This is a genomic window from Sphingopyxis sp. PAMC25046 (assembly GCF_004795895.1).
In the GTDB taxonomy this organism is placed as follows: Bacteria; Pseudomonadota; Alphaproteobacteria; order Sphingomonadales; family Sphingomonadaceae; genus Sphingopyxis.
The window spans coordinates 2,935,238-2,952,738 of the sequence record NZ_CP039250.1 but is presented as its reverse complement, the minus strand read 5'-3'; the positions used below and the strand labels follow the sequence as shown (position 1 = coordinate 2,952,738).

At 64.3% G+C, this 17,501-nt stretch carries 17 protein-coding genes; 10 read left to right on the top strand and 7 right to left on the bottom strand.

Annotated elements, in window-relative coordinates:
* The first annotated feature begins 1 nt into the window (after position 1).
* From E5675_RS14015 to E5675_RS13985, 7 genes are all read left to right on the top strand, one after another.
* Entirely contained in the window at positions 2–1,087 is a 1,086-nt protein-coding gene (locus E5675_RS14015) for a YihY/virulence factor BrkB family protein (protein ID WP_136175055.1), read from the top strand.
* Positions 1,084–1,911 (top strand): SDR family oxidoreductase, encoded by an 828-nt coding sequence (locus E5675_RS14010; protein WP_136175054.1) that lies wholly within the window; start codon positions 1,084–1,086, stop codon positions 1,909–1,911. The genes E5675_RS14015 and E5675_RS14010 overlap by 4 nt, the downstream gene beginning before the upstream one ends.
* On the top strand, positions 1,904–2,434 hold the full coding sequence (locus E5675_RS14005) for an N-acetyltransferase (RefSeq protein WP_136175053.1): 531 nt from the start codon (positions 1,904–1,906) through the stop codon (positions 2,432–2,434). Before E5675_RS14010 ends, E5675_RS14005 begins: the two co-directional genes overlap by 8 nt.
* A 4-nt stretch (positions 2,435–2,438) precedes the next feature.
* Positions 2,439–3,515, top strand: coding sequence for a chorismate synthase (gene aroC, locus E5675_RS14000; protein ID WP_136175052.1), 1,077 nt, complete (start codon positions 2,439–2,441; stop codon positions 3,513–3,515).
* A 1-nt stretch (position 3,516) separates the two neighbouring features.
* A complete protein-coding gene (locus E5675_RS13995) occupies positions 3,517–5,301 on the top strand; it encodes an SLC13 family permease (RefSeq protein ID WP_136175051.1) in 1,785 nt (594 codons plus the stop codon).
* A 116-nt stretch (positions 5,302–5,417) separates the two neighbouring features.
* Positions 5,418–6,761, top strand: coding sequence for a dicarboxylate/amino acid:cation symporter (locus E5675_RS13990; RefSeq protein ID WP_136175050.1), 1,344 nt, complete (start codon positions 5,418–5,420; stop codon positions 6,759–6,761).
* A gap of 47 nt (positions 6,762–6,808) precedes the next feature.
* Positions 6,809–8,140, top strand: coding sequence for a dicarboxylate/amino acid:cation symporter (locus tag E5675_RS13985; protein WP_136175049.1), 1,332 nt, complete (start codon positions 6,809–6,811; stop codon positions 8,138–8,140).
* Between the two features lie 2 nt (positions 8,141–8,142).
* Here the strand turns inward: E5675_RS13985 and E5675_RS13980 are convergent, their stop codons facing one another.
* The gene (locus tag E5675_RS13980; RefSeq protein WP_136175048.1) at positions 8,143–8,898 is read right to left on the bottom strand and encodes a peptidase; all 756 of its coding nucleotides are present in this window, start codon (positions 8,896–8,898) and stop codon (positions 8,143–8,145) included.
* Between the two features lie 173 nt (positions 8,899–9,071).
* Between E5675_RS13980 and E5675_RS13975 the strand changes: the two genes are divergently transcribed.
* The 3 genes from E5675_RS13975 (at position 9,072) to E5675_RS13965 (ending at position 12,968) form a co-directional block, all read left to right on the top strand.
* Positions 9,072–10,481: a cytochrome P450 gene (locus E5675_RS13975; protein ID WP_136175047.1), complete on the top strand. Its 1,410-nt coding sequence runs from the start codon at positions 9,072–9,074 to the stop codon at positions 10,479–10,481.
* 324 nt (positions 10,482–10,805) lie between these two features.
* Positions 10,806–12,197 carry a cation:proton antiporter gene (locus tag E5675_RS13970; protein WP_136176491.1) on the top strand — a complete coding sequence of 464 codons (1,392 nt, stop codon included), beginning with the start codon at positions 10,806–10,808 and terminating at the stop codon, positions 12,195–12,197.
* 54 nt (positions 12,198–12,251) lie between these two features.
* Positions 12,252–12,968 (top strand): extensin family protein, encoded by a 717-nt coding sequence (locus E5675_RS13965; protein WP_247594625.1) that lies wholly within the window; start codon positions 12,252–12,254, stop codon positions 12,966–12,968.
* On the opposite strand, the gene mddA is transcribed toward E5675_RS13965, so the two are convergent.
* From mddA to sufC, 6 genes are all read right to left on the bottom strand, one after another.
* Entirely contained in the window at positions 12,965–13,702 is a 738-nt protein-coding gene (gene mddA / locus E5675_RS13960) for a methanethiol S-methyltransferase (protein WP_136175046.1), read from the bottom strand. The genes E5675_RS13965 and mddA overlap by 4 nt on opposite strands.
* 58 nt (positions 13,703–13,760) lie before the next feature.
* Positions 13,761–14,117, bottom strand: coding sequence for an iron-sulfur cluster assembly accessory protein (locus E5675_RS13955; RefSeq protein WP_210727531.1), 357 nt, complete (start codon positions 14,115–14,117; stop codon positions 13,761–13,763).
* Entirely contained in the window at positions 14,117–14,590 is a 474-nt protein-coding gene (locus E5675_RS13950) for an SUF system Fe-S cluster assembly protein (protein ID WP_136175044.1), read from the bottom strand. Before E5675_RS13950 ends, E5675_RS13955 begins: the two co-directional genes overlap by 1 nt.
* Complete coding sequence (locus E5675_RS13945; protein ID WP_247594888.1) at positions 14,587–15,711, bottom strand: cysteine desulfurase; 1,125 nt, start codon at positions 15,709–15,711, stop codon at positions 14,587–14,589. Before E5675_RS13945 ends, E5675_RS13950 begins: the two co-directional genes overlap by 4 nt.
* Positions 15,712–15,821: 110 nt before the next feature.
* Positions 15,822–16,547 carry a SufD family Fe-S cluster assembly protein gene (locus E5675_RS13940; protein ID WP_136175042.1) on the bottom strand — a complete coding sequence of 242 codons (726 nt, stop codon included), beginning with the start codon at positions 16,545–16,547 and terminating at the stop codon, positions 15,822–15,824.
* A gap of 205 nt (positions 16,548–16,752) precedes the next feature.
* Entirely contained in the window at positions 16,753–17,496 is a 744-nt protein-coding gene (sufC, locus tag E5675_RS13935) for a Fe-S cluster assembly ATPase SufC (RefSeq protein WP_136176489.1), read from the bottom strand.
* Between the last annotated feature and the right edge of the window lie 5 nt (positions 17,497–17,501).

The following is a 17,501-nucleotide window of genomic DNA, read 5'->3' as shown; positions in this document are numbered from 1 at the left end:
CGTGGCTGAAACCCACGAAAAGAAGATCGTCGCCGCGCTCGAGCGCGAGGTCGCCGACGAGGTCGGCAAGGAATTTATGGCCGAGGGCCATTCGCCGCATTCGCCGGAAGCGCGTGCCGAGCGCGCCAAGCGTGTCAAGCTGCGCACTCGCGCCGAGGGGCTGATCGAGCGCGGGCGCGAACAGCTCGGTCCCGGCACGCGCGCCTATCATATTGTCCGCCGTGTCGTTGTCGGCACCTATACCGACGGCTTCATCCACGCCGGCAATCTCGCCTATCTCGCGTTGATCGCGCTCTTTCCATTCTTTATCCTGCTCGCCGCCGCGCTGTCGATCTTTGGCGGCAGCGTCGGCGGCGAGCGGGCGGTCGAGGCGGTATTTTCCACCATGCCGCCGACGGTCGCCAAGGCACTGTCGGGGCCGATCCGCGAGGTGATGACCGCGCGCACCGGTATCTTTCTGTGGCTTGGCGCCCTCGTCGCGCTGTGGACGGTTGGAAGCCTGATCGAAACGGTGCGCGACATCCTCCGCCGCGCATACGGCACGCATTTCTCGAAGGGCTTTTTCCACTACCGGCTGATGTCGATCGGCATCATCACCGGCGCGGTCGTTCTGATGCTGTTGTCGTTCAGTATGCAGGTGCTGATCGTCGGCATCGAACAGTTCGTCACCCGCGTGCTGCCCGAGCAATATCAGGCGTGGGGGGTCGTGCTGATCTCACGCGGCGTGTCGGGCGCGGGGTTGTTCCTCGCGATCTACATGCTCTTCTACAGCCTGACCCCGTCGAAATACCGGCGGCTCAAGAAATGCCCCAAATGGCCGGGCGCGCTGTTCACGACCTTGTGGTGGATCGGGGTCACTCTCGCGCTGCCGCCGCTGCTCGCGAGCCTGCTCAGCTACGACGCAACCTACGGCAGCCTTGCGGGTGTGATGGTCGCGCTTTTCTTTTTCTACCTCGTCGGATTGGGTATGGTGATGGGCGCCGAACTCAACGCCGCACTCGTCGAGGTTGAGGATTTGGGCCACGACGCTATTGGGCGCGTGGACGACATCATGGTCGAATCGGAAAAGGCCGGAGAAGAAAAATGACGGGTCTGATGAAGGGCAAGCGCGGGTTGATCATGGGCCTCGCGAACGACAAATCGCTCGCTTGGGGCATAGCCAAGGCACTGCACGCGCACGGCGCCGAACTCGCGATCTCCTATCAGGGCGATGTGATGCTGAAGCGTGTGAAGCCGCTCGCCGACGAGCTTGGCTGCGATTTCCTGATCGATTGCGATGTCGCCGACATGGACAATCTCGACGCGGCGTTCGCGACGCTTGTCGCGCGCTGGCCGACGATCGACTTCGTCGTCCACGCGATCGGCTATACCAACAAGGAAGCGTTGCGCGGCCATTATGCCGATGTGACGCTCGACGATTTTCTGATGACGATGAATATCAGCGTCTACAGCTTCACCGCGGTCGCCCAGCGCGCGGCGGCGATGATGACGCCCTTCGATCCCGAAACGGGCAAGGGCGGCGGTTCGCTGCTGACCTTGAGCTATTATGGCGCCGAGAAGGTCATCCCGCATTACAATGTCATGGGCGTCGCCAAGTCGGCGCTGGAGACGAGCGTCAAATATCTCGCCAATGATTATGGTCCGCAGGGGGTGCGCGTGAACGCGATCTCGGCGGGCCCGATCAAGACGCTCGCGGCGTCGGGAATCGGCGACTTCCGCCTGATCCTCAAATGGAATGAATTTAACGCCCCGCTGCGCCGCAACGTCACGATCGGCGACGTGGGCGGCTCGGCGCTCTATCTTTTGAGCGACCTTGCGAGTGGGGTGACGGGCGAAACGCACCATGTCGATGCGGGCTACCACACGGTCGGAATGAAGCAGGAAGACGCCCCGGACATCGCACTTGCCTGACGGCCCCGTCATCCGTCCCGCACGCGCGGAGGATGCCGAAGCCATCGACAACGTCATTCGCGCGGCCTTTGCCGGCACCGAATTCGGTCATCAGGGCGAAGCCGAGCTCGTCCGGATGATCAAGGCCGACGGCGATGCGCTGGTATCGCTGGTCGCCGAGCGGGAGGGCGTGATCGCCGGGCATGTGCTGTTCAGCCGGATGGATGTCGAGGCGGACGGCACGCCGCTTTCCGGCGCGGGCCTCGCGCCTGTCTCGGTCGCGCCCGAACGGCAGGGACAAGGCATAGGCGGCGCGCTGATCCGTGCCGGGCTGGAAGAGTTACGCGCGCAGGGCGTGGCCATCGGCTTCGTTCTCGGCCATGCGGATTATTATCCGCGCTTCGGTTATTCGCCCGATCTTGCTGCACACTTCGCATCGCCCTTCGCGGGGCCGCATTTCATGGCGATGATGCTGGACTCGGGCGCGGCTTGGCCGCTAGGCGGACGCGCGGATTACGCGCCTGCGTTTGGCCGGATGGGATAGGGCAATGAGTTTCAACAGCTTCGGACGCGTTCTTCGCTTCACGACTTGGGGGGAAAGCCACGGCCCCGCGCTCGGCGCGGTCGTCGATGGCTGTCCGCCGCGCCTGTCGCTGTCCGAAGCCGATATTCAGCCCTTTCTCGACAAACGCCGTCCGGGTCAGTCGCGCCATACCACGCAGCGGCAGGAACCCGACCAGGTGCGCATCCTGTCGGGCACCTTCGAGGGCAAGACGACGGGCACGCCGATCAGCCTGATGATCGAGAATGTCGACCAGCGGTCGAAGGATTATGGCGAGATCGCCCAGGCCTATCGCCCCGGTCACGCCGATTACGCCTATGACGCCAAATATGGCATTCGCGACTATCGCGGCGGTGGCCGGTCGAGCGCGCGCGAGACGGCGGCGCGCGTCGCCGCGGGCGGGGTCGCGCGGCTCGTGATCCCCGAGGTGCAGATCCACGCCTGGGTCGCCGAGATTGGCGGCGATGCGATCGATCCTGCCAACTTTGACCTCGAAGAAATTGATCGCAATCCCTTTTTCTGTCCCGATCCCGCTGCGGCGCAGCGCTGGGAAGGATTGATGGATGCCGCGCGCAAGGCGGGCAGTTCGCTCGGCGCCGTCATCGAATGCGCGGCGAGCAGCGTTCCCGCCGGCTGGGGGGCTCCGATCTATGCCAAGCTCGACAGCGACCTTGCCGCCGCGATGATGGGGATCAATGCGGTGAAGGGCGTCGAGATCGGCGCCGGTTTCCACGCGGCGCGCCTTCGCGGCGAAGAAAATGCCGACCCGATGCGCCCCGCAAGCGATGGCAGCAATCGGCCCGATTTCCTCTCGAACAACGCTGGCGGTATCGCCGGTGGCATCTCGACCGGCCAGCCGGTCGTCGTGCGCGTCGCCTTCAAGCCGACCAGCTCGATTCTCACGCCCGTCCCGACAGTGAACAAGGCAGGCGAAGCGACCGACATCGTCACCAAGGGCCGCCACGACCCTTGTGTGGGTATTCGCGGTGCACCGGTGGTCGAGGCGATGATGGCGCTGGTCCTCGCCGATCATAAATTGCTCCACCGGGCGCAGAACGGCTGACATGATCGAAGCGATCCGGGCATTCATCGAGGCGCATCAGGCGGTCCTGTCGCTGTTCATTCTCGCCGCGATGTTCGTCGGCTTTCTGATGGAACGGCTGCCCGCGACCGTCATCGCGATCCTCGGCGCCTGCACCTACCTCGCGCTCGGCATCCTCGATGCCGACGGGCTCTATTCGGTTTTTTCGAACTCGGCGCCGATCGTCATCGGCGCGATGTTCGTGTTGTCGGGTGCGCTCATCCGCACCGGCGTGATCCAGCGCGTCGCCGATGCGATCATGAAGCGTGCCGAGAAACACCCGCGGCTTGCGATCGTCGAAGTCCTGGTCGGCGCGCTTTTCGCGTCGGCTTTCCTAAACAATACGCCCGTGGTGGTGGTGCTCATCCCCATCATGATGAAGCTCGCGGAGGTGACAGGCGTCAGTGCCAAGAAGCTGCTCATGCCGCTGTCGATCGTCGCGGTGCTCGGCGGCACGCTGACCTTGATCGGCACATCCACCAACCTGGTCGTCGACGGCATCGTGCGTCAGGCGGGGATGGAGCGTTTTGGCATTTTCGAGATCACACCGATCGGCCTCGTTACCGCCGCATCGGGGATGATCGGCCTCGCGCTGATGTGGTGGCTGCTGCCGGCCGACAAACCGATCAAGGGGCCCGCCGGGACGCACGACGCGCATCAATATCTGACCGAGCTGGTGCTGGAAGAGGATGATTATCTCGTCGGCATGACGGTCGAGGCGTTCCGCGACCTGCCGCGCTCGGGCCGTGTCGTCGGAGTCCGCCGCGGTTCGGTGGTCGTCCACGGCGCCGAACTCGAGCATTGGACGCTCGCAACCGGCGACCGGATCATCCTCCGCGTCGATGGCGCGACCTTGATGACCTGGCGCGAGCAGGGGCGTTTCCGGCTTGGCATCGGCAGCGGCGATCCGGACCAGAATGACATGGTCGTCGAGACGATGATCGCGTCGAACCACCCGGCGATCGGTCAGCGACTGGTTGACATTCCTTTCCTGCAAAAGGTCCGCGCGCGGATCATCGGCCTCGACCGTCCGGCGCACGAACCGGGCCCCGACCTTGCAAGCGTGCGTATCCGCCCCGCCGACCGCCTGCTCGTCGCTGGTGGTCCGGGCGAGGTCGAGGCGCTGCGCGACAATCCGCACCTGATCGGCGCCGATCTGGCCAAGGTGCGCGCCTTTCGCCGCGGCAAGGCGTGGATCGCCATGCTGTGCATGTTTTCGGTCGTTGCGCTTGCCGCGCTCGATATCATGTCGATCGGTGTCGCCGCGATCATCGCGATCGGCGTGATCCTGGTGACGCGCTGTATCGATAGCGAGGAAGCATGGGGCACGATCGACGGCGACGTGCTGGTCCTGATCTTCGCGATGCTCGCGGTCGGGCTCGCGCTCGAACAGAGCGGGGCGGTCGCAATGATGGTCGGCTGGGTCAAGCCGGTGCTGGCAGGACAGCCGATGTGGGTGCTCGTCTTCGGCATCTACTTCTTCGCACTCATTCTCTCCGAACTACTCAGCAACAATGCGGTCGCGGCGTTGATGACGCCGGTGACACTCGCGATCGCCGCCGAACTCGGGGTCGATCCGCGTCCGCTGGTGATCGCGCTGATGATCGGCGCGTCGGCCTGCTTCGCGACCCCGATCGGCTATCAGACGAACACGATCGTCTATGCCGCGGGCGATTATCGCTTCGTCGATTTCGTGAAGATCGGGGTGCCGCTCAACATCATCACCGGCATTTCGACCTGTTTCGCGATCGCCTTCTTCATAACCTGACGGCATAGCGGCCGAACTGCCAGCCCCCTTGACGCTGCGGCTCGCGGTCGGTCAAAGGGGGCGGAGAATCCGGCCGGTCACGGCGCGCCAATAATGAATTTTCGGGGGACGGCCGCATGGACCGCAAGCTTACACTATATATTCTCGCGGGCATGGTGCTCGGGATCGCGGTGGGATATGCGGTCCGCATCGCCGTGCCCGCCGACAGCCAGGCGTTCGAATATTGGCTGCGCAGCTTCGGCACGCTCGCCACCATCTTCCTCAACCTCATCAAGATGCTCGTCGCGCCGCTGATCCTCGGCACGCTCGTCACCGGTATCGCGCATATGGGCGACAGCTCGGCGCTCGGCCGCATCGGCACGCGCGCGATCGCCTGGTTCATCGTCGCCAGCCTGATCTCGATCAGCCTTGGCCTGATCATGGTCAACCTGCTCCAGCCCGGCGTCGGCATCGACATGGCCGCCTCCGCCCAGTCGGTGGGCGAGGTCAAGAAGCTCGATATGTTCGAGTTCATCGAACATGTCTTCCCCAAGAATGTCATCGCCGCGATGGCGGAGAATAATGTTCTTCAGATCCTCGTCTTTTCGCTTTTCGCCGGCGTCGGGCTGACTGCACTCGGCGAAAAGGGCAAGCCGCTGGTGCGCGGCGCCGAGGCGCTCGCCGAACTGATGCTGCAGATCACCGGTTATGTCATGCGCCTCGCGCCGCTCGCGGTGTTCGGGGCGCTGGCCAAGGTCGTCGCAGAGCAGGGTCTCGGCATCCTCGCGACCTATGCCGAACTGCTCACCGAATTCTACATCGCGCTCGTGCTGCTCTGGGTGCTGTTGCTCGCCGCCGGCGCGATCTTTTTGCGCGGACGCATCATTCAGCTGATCCGCTACATCCGCGAACCGCTGCTGATCGCCTTTTCCACTGCCTCCTCCGAGGCCGCGATGCCGAAGCTCTTCGAACAGCTCGACCGGTTCGGGGTACCGCGCCGCATCTCGGGCTTCGTGCTGCCGCTCGGTTACAGCTTCAACCTCGATGGGTCGATGATGTACGCGAGCTTCGCGACGATCTTCATCGCGCAGGCCTATGGCATCGAATTGTCGATCGGCACCCAGATACTGATCCTGCTGACGCTGATGGTATCGTCGAAGGGTATCGCGGCGGTGCCGCGCGCCAGCCTCGTCGTTATCACCGCGACGCTCGCGATGTTCGACCTGCCGGTCGAGGGCGTCGCGCTCGTTTTCGCGATCGACCATTTCCTCGACATGGGCCGCACCGCGACCAATGTCGTCGGCAATGCGGTGGCGACGAGCGTTATCACCAAATGGGAAGGCATGCTCGAAGTGCCCGAACCCGCCGATGCCGAACGTCCGCATGCGCCTGCGCATACGCCGCATCATGGAACCCGCGGGCTCGATCTTCGTGATACGAATGACGCGGGGGATAATAAGCCAGCGGCCGATAACGCCTAGCGCGCGAGCTGCCGGCCGCCCCATGGGGGCGAGCAAGGAGCCGAGCCATGGCCGAAACAGCGGCAATCGACGAAGCCGAGCGTGACGAGGCGCGCGCCCGACGGCTCCGCTGGCGAATGCTCGTCGGCTTCCTCGCCGGCCTCGCCATTGGGCTGGCGGTCCATTATGGCGCGCCGGACGCGGCGTGGGTCGAAACCGTCACCACCTATGTGACGGGGCCGCTCGGGCAGATATTCCTGCGGCTGCTTTTCATGCTCGTCATTCCGCTGCTCGTTTCGGCGCTGATCGTGGGGGTCGCCGAAATGGGCGAGATGCGCGCGCTGAAATCGGTCGGCTTGCGCACGCTGGTCTATACGATCGCAGTATCGACGATATCGGTTGTCATCAGCCTTCTCGCTGTCAACCTGCTTCAGCCGGGCGCCGGGGTCGATCCCGCGCTGGCGCGCTCGCTGATGGCGGAAGGCGCCGCGGGGGCGCAGGCGATCGCCGATCGCGCGGGCGAATCGAAATCCGGGATGGACGCGGTGGTCGCGATCGTCCCCGACAATATCTTCGCCGCGATGGGCGCGAACGACGTGCTCGCGGTGATGTTCTTTGCGCTTTTCTTCGGCATCGGGCTGATGCTGGTGAGCACGCCGCGCACCGAGACGTTGAAGACCGCGATCGAAGGGGTGTTCGAGGTGGTGATGAAGCTGATCGGCCTCGTCATCCAACTCGCGCCCATCGCCGTCTTCTGCTTCATGTTCAACCTCGCCGCGCAATTCGGCTGGGATCTGATCATCCGCCTGTCGGCGTTCGTCGGGGTGGTGCTGCTCGCGCTCGCGCTCCAGATGTTCGTCGTTTTCCCCGTGCTGCTCAAGACGCTCGCCCGAAAATCGCCCGTCGCCTTCTTCCGCGAGACGCAGGAGGCCTTCGTCATGGCCTTTGCGACCGCCTCGTCGAACGCGACGCTGCCGACCGCGCTGCGCGTCGCGCACGACCGGCTGCGCCTGCCCGACCGGGTCGCGCGCTTCGTGTTGACCATAGGGGCGACGGCGAACCAGAACGGCACCGCGATGTTCGAGGGGGTGACCGTAATCTTCCTCGCGCAATTTTTCGGTATCGACCTGACGCTTCAGCAGCAGATCGTCGTGATGCTCGTCTGCATTCTCGGCGGGATCGGGACCGCGGGCGTGCCCGCGGGTTCGTTGCCCGTGATTGCGCTGATCCTCGCCTCGGTGGGCGTGCCGCCCGAAGGAATCGGCTTGATCCTCGGCGTCGACCGTTTCCTCGACATGTGCCGCACGACGCTCAATGTCATTGGCGATCTGGTCGCAGCGACGGTGGTATCGGCGGGCGTGAAGGATGGTCCGGCGGCGCAGCCCGCACCGTCGGCCTGAGGTCAGTCGGGACGAGTTTTATTCGCGCGATCGCTGCGTGAGCGGCCGGCCGGCGGCGTCGATGTCGCGCGCTGTGCGGGCGCGCTGCGAACCGCCGGTGCCGGGCGCGGGCCACGGTCGGGCCGGGCCGAGGGCGCGGGCGACGGTGCGGAGATATCACGGCCCGGGCGCGGGCGAACCGCGCCGGGGCCGCGATCGGGACGTCCCGGATTGCCCGCGACCGGCGGCCTTTCCGGACGCCCCGGGCGCGTGCCGCGCGGGCCGTCGTCGTCGCGGTCACCGCGGTGCCAGCCGCCGGGGCGGCCCGGGCGGCCGTCGCCCGGCCTGCCGTCGCGGTCGCCGCGATGCCAGCCAGGCCGGCCGGGCTTCCAGTCCTTGCGACCGCCATGATGCTTCCACCAGGCGCGGCGCCCACCCCAATAGTTGAGATACTGGCCGCGGAGCGGATAGCGGTTGCGGTAATTGTCGAACATCCACATGCCGTAGCCGGGATAATAATAATCGTCATACCAGCCGCCACCGAAGCCGATGTTCACGAAACCGCTGCCATAGTCCGACGCGTCGTAACAGTCATAGCCGTAGCCGTCGCCATAAGCATAGCCGTCATAGTCGTAATAGGCGTCGCCATAGCGCGCGGCGCAATCGCCGCCAGACGCATAGCTCGCCCCATAAACATCGCCGTAATAGCAGCCGCCGAGCGTAGTCGCGGCGAGCGCGCCGAGTGCGATGGAAAAGGGACGCTTCAAACTCTTCGCCATGGGCTTTTTCCTTTAAGGGCCAACGGTTGCGACCCGTCATTCGATCGGCAAATTGCACGAGTCGAGTTGAATTTGCGGTGAATGGTGCCTCGCGCCCGAAAAGGCGTTACTTGCATCGATGTCAGTAGTTGGTTACGCCTAGGGTCGAGACATGATGGACGAGGATCGACCCGATGAACGCGCCGACGAATATGCAGCCTGCGAAGAGTGAGTGGTCCGAAAAGCGCTTCGGCCCGGAAACGCTGCATTGGCTGCCGCGCAACCCGGATAGCGCGATCGACCATATCCCGGGCGAGGACGGCATGCCGCTGCTCGGCAATACGCTCGAGCAGCTTCGCGATTATCCCGCCTTCACGCGCCGGATGGTCGCCAAATATGGCCGCGTCTATCGCAACAACAGCTTCGGCGGGCGCAGCGTCGCGCTTCACGGGCCCGAGGCGAACGAACTCGTCATGTTCGACCGCGAGAAGATATTTTCGTCCGAACAGGGCTGGGGGCCGGTGCTCAACCTGCTCTTCCCGCGCGGGCTGATGCTGATGGATTTCGAAAAGCATCGCGCCGACCGCAAGATATTGTCGGTGGCGTTCAAGCCCGAACCGATGCGCCATTATGCCGAATCGCTGAACCGGGGAATCCGCGACCGCATCGGCAAGTGGAGCGGCAAGACGTTCAAATTCTATCCGGCGATCAAGGAACTGACGCTCGACCTCGCCGCCACGAGCTTCCTCGGCATTCCGTGGGGTCCCGAGGCGGACAAGGTCAACAAGGCTTTCGTCGACATGGTGCAGGCGTCGATCGGCGTCGTGCGCGTGCCTTTGCCCTTCACCGCGATGGGGCGCGGCGCGAAGGGGCGCGCCTATCTGGTCGATTATTTCGGCAAGATGGTCCCCGAACGGCGCGAGGGAAGCGGCGAGGACATGTTCAGCCAGATATGCCGGACAAAGGACGATGACGGTCAGTATATGTCGGTCGAGGCGATCGTCGATCACATGAACTTCCTGATGATGGCGGCGCACGACACGATCACGAGTTCGATCACCACGCTCGTCTGGGAGCTCGCGCGCCATCCCGAATGGCAGGATCGGCTGCGCGAGGAGATGCTGAGCGTTGCGCCTGCGGGCGAGGGGGTCGGGCACAACAGCCTCGGCCAGCTCGAAATGACCGAATGGGCGTTCAAGGAAGCGCTGCGGCTCGTGCCCCCGGTACCGAGCTTCCCGCGCCGCGCGCTCAAGGATTTCGAATATGGCGGCTATCGCATCCCCGCCGGCACTTCGGTCGGCGTCAGCCCCGCCTATACGCACATGATGGAGGAGCATTGGCCCCAGCCCGAGAAGTTCGATCCGATGCGCTTCTCGCCCGAGGTCGCGCGTGAGCGGCACAAATATGCGTGGGTCCCCTTCGGCGGGGGGGCGCATATGTGCCTCGGACTGCACTTCGCCTATATGCAGGCGAAAATCTTCTTCCACCATGTCATCACGACGCACCGCATCACCATCGCCGACGGCTATGCGCCCGAATGGCAGGTGTTGCCGATCCCCCGGCCGAAGGATGGGCTGACGGTGCGCTTCGTCCCGCTCGGCTAGCTGCTTCGCCGGCCCTCCCGCGGGACAATGAAGGGAAACGGCGGATCGTTCGATGCTGACGGCTGCCGATGATGCGCGAGCCTATCGCGTCCGGCAAAAATCTCCTATGAGAGCGTTCACATAGGACTATATTGTTTGAATGGCCCGGTGCCATGACAATGGACGAGTCGGTTGCGCGCGGGGGCCGGGCATCCTGCAATAATACCAGTTACAGACTTTTGTTGCTTTCGCCATCCGATCGTGTCTCAGTAGTGCCGGGTTTACAGAGGGGCGTGCCTGGGGTCCGCATCAGGGCGGCAGGGTAATGTGGAATTGGTATTGAATATGTTCGATGAGCTGATTCAGTCAATCGGTGACGTCATGGGCGCACACGGTCCGGCGATGAGCGTCACGGCCAGCTACACTCCGACCGATTTAAGTATCCATTTCTTCCTCCAGATCGCGGTCATCCTGTTCGTCTGCCGCGTCGTCGGCTGGATTGCAAACCGCTACATGGGGCAACCGCAGGTCGTGGGTGAGATGATTGCCGGCGTGGTGCTTGGTCCCTCGCTCTTCGGCCTCCTCTTCCCTGAGTTTCAGGCGGCGCTGTTCCCCAAGGAAACGCGCAATATCCTTTATGTCGGCGCTCAATTCGGCGTCGGCCTTTACATGTTCCTCGTCGGTACCACGCTGCGTCTCGACCATTTCCAGTCGAAGGCGAAAAGCGCGGTCGGCGTCTCGGCCGCCGGCATTGCCGCGCCTTTCCTGCTCGCGGCGCTGATCACGCCCTGGCTGCTCGATATCCCCGGCCTGTTTGCCGACGGGCTGGGGCAGGGCGGCGCGACGCTGTTCATGGGGGCGTGCATCGCGCTTACCGCTTTCCCGATGCTCGCGCGCATCATCAACGAGCGCGGGCTTGCGAATACCTCGCTCGGCACCCTGTCACTCACGGCTGGTGCGTTCGACGACGCGGTGTCGTGGTGCGTGCTCGCGATCGTGTTGGCAACGTTTGGGGGCGGGCCGGGTATCGCGCTCCTCGCGATCGTCGGCGGGATCGGTTTCGCGCTCTTCATGTTCTTCGTCGGCCGCAAGCTGCTGATCCGGCTCGGCCGCGCGGTCGAGGCGAAGGGCGAACTGACGCACACGCTGCTCGCCGTGGTGCTGATGCTCTATGCCATGGCCGCCTTCTTCATGGACGCGGTCGGCATCCACGCGGTGTTCGGGGGCTTCCTGCTCGGCGCCTGCATGCCGCGCGGCCTTTTGACCGAGGAGATCAGGAAGAAGGTCGAGCCGATGACCGTGGTCTTCCTTCTCCCGATGTTCTTCACCTACTCGGGCCTCAATACCCAGCTCACCACGGTGAACAGCCTGTCAATCCTCGGCGTCGCGCTCGGCATATTGCTCGTCTCGATCGCGGCAAAATTCGGCGCCTGCTGGCTTGCTGCGCGGCTTGCTGGCGAGGATAATCGCACTGCGATGGGAATCGGCGCACTGATGAACGCGCGCGGGCTGATGGAACTGATCATCATCAACATCGGCCTGCAAAAGGGGATCATTGGCCCGACGCTGTTCGCGATCATGGTGCTGATGGCGATCATCACCACGGTGATGGCAGGGCCCCTCTTCGAAATCGTCTATGGCCGCAAGGCGCGCGCCGAAGGGCGGCTCGGTGCGCTCGAAAGCGAAGAGACGGAAAGGGACGGGCGCCGCGATCGCGACGCCACTCAACTCGCCTGACCCTAATGATCGGGCGGGGTTGTGTGAAAAGGCTCCGCGCGTCACTAAGGCGCCGTGAAGAGCATACGCCCCTATCTGATCTGGTTCGCTGTCGCGGTGCTGCTGACGATCGGCGCGATCTTCGGCATGCAGTGGGTGCGCGATCATCCCGAACATTTCCCCGGCGCGCGTTTCGAACTCGCGCATCCACAGGGATGGGCGACGCACAGCAAGCTCGTCGCACTTGCGAGCGACGACGCGGCCTGTTTCGCCGTCCTCGACCGCGCAGGCGTGGGCTATCTGCGACGGCCGCCCATCGGTAACGGGATTTGCCGGGCGAGTCAGCGCATGATCCTGACCGGCGATCGTTTCGTGCCGACGATGCGGCCTGCCAATGCGGCGCCCGGCTGCGCGGTAACCGCCGCGATGGCGCTATGGAATCGCGACGTGGTTCAGCCGCTCGCGCGAAAATATTTCGGACAGAAAGTGATCGAGATGGAGAATCTCGGCAGCTATAATTGCCGCAAGATCGCTGGCGAGCAGGCGCAAAGCCAGCATTCGACCGCGAACGCGATCGACATCTCGGCCTTTATCCTCGCCGACGGGACACGCATTGCTCTGATCAACGACTGGCCGCCTGGCGACAACCGCAGCGAATTCTTGCACGGCATTCGCGACGAAAGCTGCGGCCTGTTCAGCACTGTCCTGTCACCCGATTATAACCGCGCGCACGCCGACCATTTCCATCTCGACATGGCGGCACGGACCGCGGGCTGGACGGTCTGCCGCTAGCGGCCGCCGCCGATCCGCGGGACGAGCATGCCGACGCGCCGACGATAGCTTACATAAGCTTCGCCGAAGACATCGATCAGGTCGCGCTCCTCGAACCGGATTGCTATCAGCATATAGAGAGAAAGGCCGGCGGCGAGCAGCAGGTGGCCGGCGGTCATCACGGGCGTCGCCCAGAAGGCGAGGAAGAACCCCGCATATAACGGATGCCGCACGAACCTGTAGAAAAGCGGCTGGCGCAGCACCGGCGGCGCGGCCGCTTTCGCGCGCACGGCGAACCAGGCTTGCTGCAAACCGAACAGCTCGAAATGGTTGATCAGGAAGGTACTGGTGAGGACGATCAGCCAGCCGAGGCCGAAGAGTGCCCACAGGACCGCGGCGCCCGCTACATTGGTTACCATCCACACCGGTGTGGTCAGTTCGTGCCAGAACAGCATCAGAACGATCAGCGTGAGGCTGGCGAGCAGCACATAGGTACTACGCTCGATGGGGGCAGGGACGATACGCGTCCATGCCGCCTTGAACCCGGGGCGGGCCATCGCGCTATGCTGAACGCCGAACAGCGCGATCAGCGCGGCATCGATCAATACCGTTCGCCCGGGCGGCGCTTCGCGCGCGAAATCGACCGTTGGCTCGACGACGGGCAGATTGCCGACGAAGGCGATAAGGTACAGGAATGTCGCAAAGAATATCGCATAGCAGATGGCCGCATAGGCCAGATAGAAGGCACGGATCATGATGCTGCCCCTTCTTTGGAGGAGCCATCATAGCATGTTTTTTGCGGAAAAGCGCCCTTTAGACGGTAAAACTCTCGCCGCAGCCGCACGCGCCCTTGGCGTTCGGATTCTCGAAGACGAAGCCCGCGGCAAAATCATCCTCGACCCAGTCCATAACGCTGCCGATCAGATACAGGACCGACGCGCCGTCGATGTAGAAGACGCCGCCGGGGGTCTCGATCTTCTCGTCGAACTTCACCTCTTCGGTTACATAGTCGACCGAATAGGCGAGCCCCGAACAGCCGCGGCGCGGGGTCGACAGGCGCACGCCGATCGTGCCCTCCGGCGCCGACGCCATCAGTTTCGCGATGCGTTCCTCGGCACCGGGGGTGAGCGTCACTGCTGCCGGGCGGACGCGGGTCTTGGTATCGGTCATCACAGCATCCCCAATTCGAGCCGCGCTTCGTCGCTCATATTCTGCGGCGACCACGGCGGGTCCCAGACGAGATTGACCTCGGCGTCGCCGACGCCGGGCACCGCGCCGACGCGCAGTTCGACCTCGGCGGGCATCGACTCCGCGACCGGGCAGTGCGGCGTGGTCAGCGTCATCGTGACGAGCACATGGCCCTCGTCGATCTCGACATTGTAGATCAGGCCGAGGTCGTAGATGTTCACGGGGATTTCGGGGTCGAAAATCTCCTTGAGCGCGTCGATCACCGACTCATAAAGGTCGCCGCCGACCGCGCCGGGCGCTACGTCGGCGGGCTTGGCCGCGAGGAAGCCTTCGAGATAGTCGCGCTTGCGCTCGAGCTTCTCGGGCGCGGTCTCGATATCTTCGACGCGCGCTTTCGGCGGCGCGTCGACGCTCGTCACTTCTTCGACCTTGATCATGCGGTCCTCGTCGCTCATCCGAAAATCCTCTCGACGCGGGCGAGGCCGTCGATCAGCGCCGCCACATCGTCGTCATTGTTGTACACACCGAAGCTCGCGCGCGCGGTCGCGGGTACACCCAGATGCTCCATCAGCGGCTGCGCGCAATGGTGCCCGGCGCGGATCGCGACCCCGCTTTCGTCCAAGATAGTGCCGATGTCGTGCGGATGAACCCCCGTCATCGAAAAACTGACGATTCCTGCACTATTTTCAGGGCCATAGAGCGTGATGCTGTTCTTGCGTGCGAGGGCTTCGCGCAAGCTCCCGACGAGCGCGCATTCATGCGCATGGACCCTGTCGATGCCCAGCGCCTCGACATAGTCGACGGCCGCGGCGAGCCCGATCGCTTCGACGATTGCCGGAGTGCCGGCTTCGAAGCGGGTGGGGGCGGGGGCGTAGCTCGTCTTGGCGAAGGTCACGCGGTCGATCATCGATCCGCCGCCCTGCCACGGCGGGAGCGTGTCGAGCTTGTCGCTCCACAGCACGCCGATGCCGGTGGGGCCGTAGAGCTTGTGGCCCGAGAAGGCGTAATAGTCGCAGCCCAATGCCGCGACATCGACGGGCAGGCGCGGAACCGCCTGACAGCCGTCGATCAGCAGTTCGGCGTCGACACGGTGCGCGAGCTCGGCGGCGCGCGCAACGTCGAGCGGGCTGCCGAGCACGTTCGAGACATGGGCGAAGGCGACCATCGTGTGATCGGGGGTGAGCAGCTTCTCGGCGGCGTCGAGGTCGATGCAGCCGTCGGCGGTCAGCGGGCAGACATCGACCTGCCAGCCCGCGAGCTGCCAGGGCACGATATTGCTGTGATGTTCGAGCATCGACAGCAGTACGCGGCCCTTCTTCGGATGCGAGTAGGCGACGAGATTGATCGCCTCGGTCGCGCCCCGCACGAAGGTCACGTCATTCTCGCGCGCGCCGATAAAGCCCGCGATCCGCCGCCGCGCCGCCTCATAGGCGAGCGTCATATCGGCCGAGCGTGCATAGACGCCGCGGTGCACGGTCGCATAGTCGCGGCCCATTGCGTTCACCGTCGCGTCGATCACCGCCTGCGGCTTCTGCGCGGTCGCGGCGGTGTCGAGATAGTGCCAGCCTGGCGTCAGGCCGGGGAACTGGTCCCTGATCCCGTTCGTGTCGAGCGAAGTCGAGACACGCTGGCGCCCGGCTTCGCGTCCCTCGACTTCGCTCGGGACGAACGGGGAAGAGAGGCTGCTCACACCAACTCTCCCAGCTTGGCGAGCGCGAGCGCTTGTAGCTTTTCCTCGTCCTCGGCGCCGTCGAAGACGCCGGCAACGAAGGCCTGCAGCAATATCTTCTTCGCCTCGGCGGGCGGAAGGCCGCGCGACTGGAGATAATAGAGGCTCATCGCGTCGAGCTCGCCGATCGCGCAGCCGTGCGCGCATTTGACATCGTCGGCGAAGATTTCGAGCTCGGGCTTGGCGTTGGCGGTCGCGCTGCGGTCGAGCAGCATCGCTTTCACGTCCTGCTCGCTGTCGGTCTGCTGCGCGTCGCGCGCGACGGCGACCTTGCCGAGATAAGTGCCGGTCGCAGTGCCGCCGAGCACCGAGCGGATCATCTGCCGCGAGGTCGCGCCGGGTTCGGCGTGGGTGACGGTGGTGACGATCTCAAGAGTCTGTTCGCCGCCGCCGATCTGCGCGGCGCCGAGGGTGAAGTCGGCGCCTTCGTGCAGCGTGACGTTCAGTTCGATGCGGCCGTATACACCGCCGATGTTGAGGATATGCAGCGACGCGGTCGCACCGTTGCCGATGCTCATCTCGACCTGCTGGATCGTCCCTGCATCCTGCACGATCGCGCGCTTGAAGTCGCTGCCCGCGGGCACGACGATGCTCTCGGGCGCGGGCAGCGGCCATGCCGCGGTCACCGCGTCGATATTGCTATAGCGCCAGGCTTCGTCGCGGCGCGTGGGGAGGGTGGTCATGATCCCTCGCCCCTTGGGGGAGAGGGCTGCGCAGACTTGCGAGCTTGCTCGCTAGTCGAAGCTGGGTGAGGGGTATGCGATCGCCATGCGATCGCGCGAGCCAAAGGCTCGCCCACCCTCATCCAACTGCGCCTAGACGCCTTCGGCGCCAAGGCTGCGTATCCTTCTCCCCTCAAGGGAGAAGGGAGTAGGGCGCGCGCGCTCATCACGCTGCAATCTCCGCATAACCATGTTCTTCCAGCTCAAGCGCCAGCTCAGGACCGCCCGACTTGACGATGCGGCCGGCCGCGAGGACGTGGACGAAATCGGGCCGCACATAGTCGAGCAGGCGCTGATAATGTGTGATCAGCAGCACGGCCTTGTCGGGGCGCCGCATGATCGCGTTGATCCCGTCGCCGACGATGCGCAGCGCGTCGATGTCGAGGCCCGAGTCGGTCTCGTCGAGGATCGCGAGCTTGGGGTCGAGGATGCCCATCTGCACCATCTCGTTGCGCTTCTTCTCGCCGCCCGAAAAGCCGACGTTCACCGGGCGCTTGAGCATATCCATGTCGAGCTTGAGCAGCCCCGCCTTCTCGCGCGCGAGCTTCAGGAAGTCGCCGCCCGACAACGGCTCTTCGCCGCGCGCCTTGCGCTGGGCGTTGAGGCTCTCGCGCAGGAACTGGACGTTCGACACGCCGGGGATCTCGACCGGATATTGGAAGCCGAGGAACAGGCCCACCGCGGCACGCTCGTGCGGGTCCATGTCGAGCAGATCCTGCCCGTCGAACGTCGCCGACCCTTCGGTGACCTCATAACCGGGGCGCCCGCCGAGGACATAGGAGAGGGTCGACTTGCCCGCGCCATTCGGCCCCATGATCGCATGGATTTCGCCCGCGTTGATGTCGAGCGACAGGCCCTTCAGGATCGGCTTGTCGGCGACGGTGGCGTGGAGGTTTTCAATCTTCAACATCATAT